Genomic DNA, 2,019 nt, shown 5'->3' with positions numbered 1-2,019 from the left:
CGCGGTCGCGACCGGCTTCCAGCAAGGCGACGCCCTCGCCCTCGCGCCCGATCAATTGCCCGCGGACCTCGCGCAGGCTGATCTCGGCGGCCCTGCGGCCGTCGATCGTCTTGAAGCTCTGGAGATCGAGTCCAGCGGCGCGCCGGTCGACCACGAACAGGCTGACTCCGCCGCGGTCACGGTCGTCGCCGGAGGTCCGTGCCGAGACGATGAGATAGTCGGCCCAGGGCGCCGCGATTACCATGGTCTTCGCGCCGGTCAGAACGTAATCGCTCCCCTCGCGCCGCGCCCTTGTGATCACCTTGGCAAGGTCGAAGCGAGATTCCTTCTCCATCCAGGCGAGTGTCCAGATCTTGCTCCCGTCGATGATGCCTGGGATGAAGCCTTGCTTCTGCTCCGGCGTGCCGGCGTGCTCGATCAGGCCGCCGGCCAGCACCACCGTCTCGACGAAGGGCTCGACGACGAGGTGACGGCCGAACTCATGCATGATGATCATGGTCGCTAACGGGCCACCGCCCAGACCACCGGCGTCTTCCGAGAACGGCGCGGCGAGCAGGCCGAGTTCGGCGAAAGCGTCCCACTGCTTGCGGCTGAAGCCCTCCTCGCTCGCCACGATCTTGCGCCGCGCCTCGAAATCGTATTGGTCGCGCAGCAAGCGCTGCACGCTGGACCGCAGCAATTCCTGCTCTTCCGTGAACTGAATATCCATCCGCTCCTCCCGATCCGTGTGGCTAAAGTCCGAGCACGGCTTTGGCGATGATATTGCGCTGGATCTCGTTGGATCCGCCGTAGATGCTGAGCTTGCGCGCGTTGAGATATTTCTCCGACACGGTATGGCCGTAGTCGGGGCCCGGCATGAAATGGTTGGCGCTGGCCGGGTGCTCGCGGATGGCAAGCCCGTAATTGCCGACTGCGCGATGGGTGAGCTCGGTGATGTCCTGGAATATCTCGGTGCCGCGAATCTTGAACAGCGAGGCCGCCGGGCCGGGATCAATGCCGCGCGCCATCTGTGCCACGACGCGAAGCTCGGTCGCCTCCAGGGCCAGCACGTCAAGCTCGATGCGGGCGATGTCGCGCAGGAATTCGAGGTGCGCGGGATCGTCGGCCGGGATTTCGGCCTTAACGATCTGCTTCAGCTTGTTGATGTAGCGGGTGGAGCGGCCGATGCCAGCCATACTGGTGCGTTCGTTGCCGAGCAGGAATTTGGCGTAGGTCCAGCCCTTGTTCTCCTCGCCGACCAGATTTTCGACCGGCACGCGGACGTTCTCGAGGAAGACGTCGTTGACCTCGTGGCTGCCGTCGATCGTGATGATCGGTCGCACCGTGACGCCGGGCGACTTCATGTCGATCAGGAGGAAAGAGATGCCGGATTGCGGCTTCGCATTCGGATCGGTGCGCACGAGGCAGAAGATCCAGTCCGCATGCTGGGCGAGCGTGGTCCAGGTCTTGTGACCGTTGACGACATAATGTTCGCCGTCACGCACCGCCTTGGTTCTGACGGTCGCAAGGTCCGAGCCGGAGCCCGGCTCGGAATAGCCCTGGCACCACCAATCCTCGCCGGACAGGATCCGTGGCAGGAATTTTGTCTTCTGCGCCTCGTTGCCGAAGGTGTAGATGACGGGGCCGACCATGGTGACGCTGAAGGCCAGCGGCGGAAGCGTCCCGGCCCGGGAGGTCTCCTGCTCGAAAATGAAGCGCTGTGTGATCGACCAGCCGGGGCCGCCATATTCCTTCGGCCACAGCGGCGCGATCCAGCCCTTCTTGTAGAGAATGCGATGCCAGAGCAGCGACTGTTCCTTGGTCAGATCGGTCTCGGGATTCGGAACCCGCATTTCCTCGGGGTAGTGATCCCTGATGAATGCGCGAACCTCATCGCGAAACGCCGCATCTTCCGGCGACAATGCGAGCTCCATCGAACCGGCTCCCTACCACTTCTCGCCGAACGGGCGGATCTCCAGCTCAAATGTCCAGGCGGTCTTTGGCTGCTGGTAGAGCTGCCAGTAGGCGCCGGCGACGGCC

At 63.7% G+C, this 2,019-nt stretch carries 2 protein-coding genes and 1 pseudogene; all 3 read right to left on the bottom strand.

Going from position 1 to position 2,019, the window contains the following annotated elements; all coding sequences use genetic code 11:
- Positions 1-709, bottom strand: a 709-nt coding sequence (locus I6F36_RS38495; protein ID WP_225173244.1) for an acyl-CoA dehydrogenase family protein, incomplete at its 3' end; no start/stop codon positions are given.
- A gap of 22 nt (positions 710-731) precedes the next feature.
- The gene (locus tag I6F36_RS38490; RefSeq protein ID WP_225173243.1) at positions 732-1,913 is read right to left on the bottom strand and encodes an acyl-CoA dehydrogenase family protein; all 1,182 of its coding nucleotides are present in this window, start codon (positions 1,911-1,913) and stop codon (positions 732-734) included.
- Between the two features lie 12 nt (positions 1,914-1,925).
- Positions 1,926-2,019 (bottom strand): annotated as a pseudogene (locus I6F36_RS38485) (short-chain dehydrogenase); the annotation flags it as partial.

Source organism: Bradyrhizobium sp. BRP19 (assembly GCF_020194195.1).
Lineage (GTDB): Bacteria > Pseudomonadota > Alphaproteobacteria > Rhizobiales > Xanthobacteraceae > Bradyrhizobium > Bradyrhizobium yuanmingense.
Note: the sequence above shows the minus strand (reverse complement) of the source record. Positions and strands in the feature narration are given on the sequence as shown.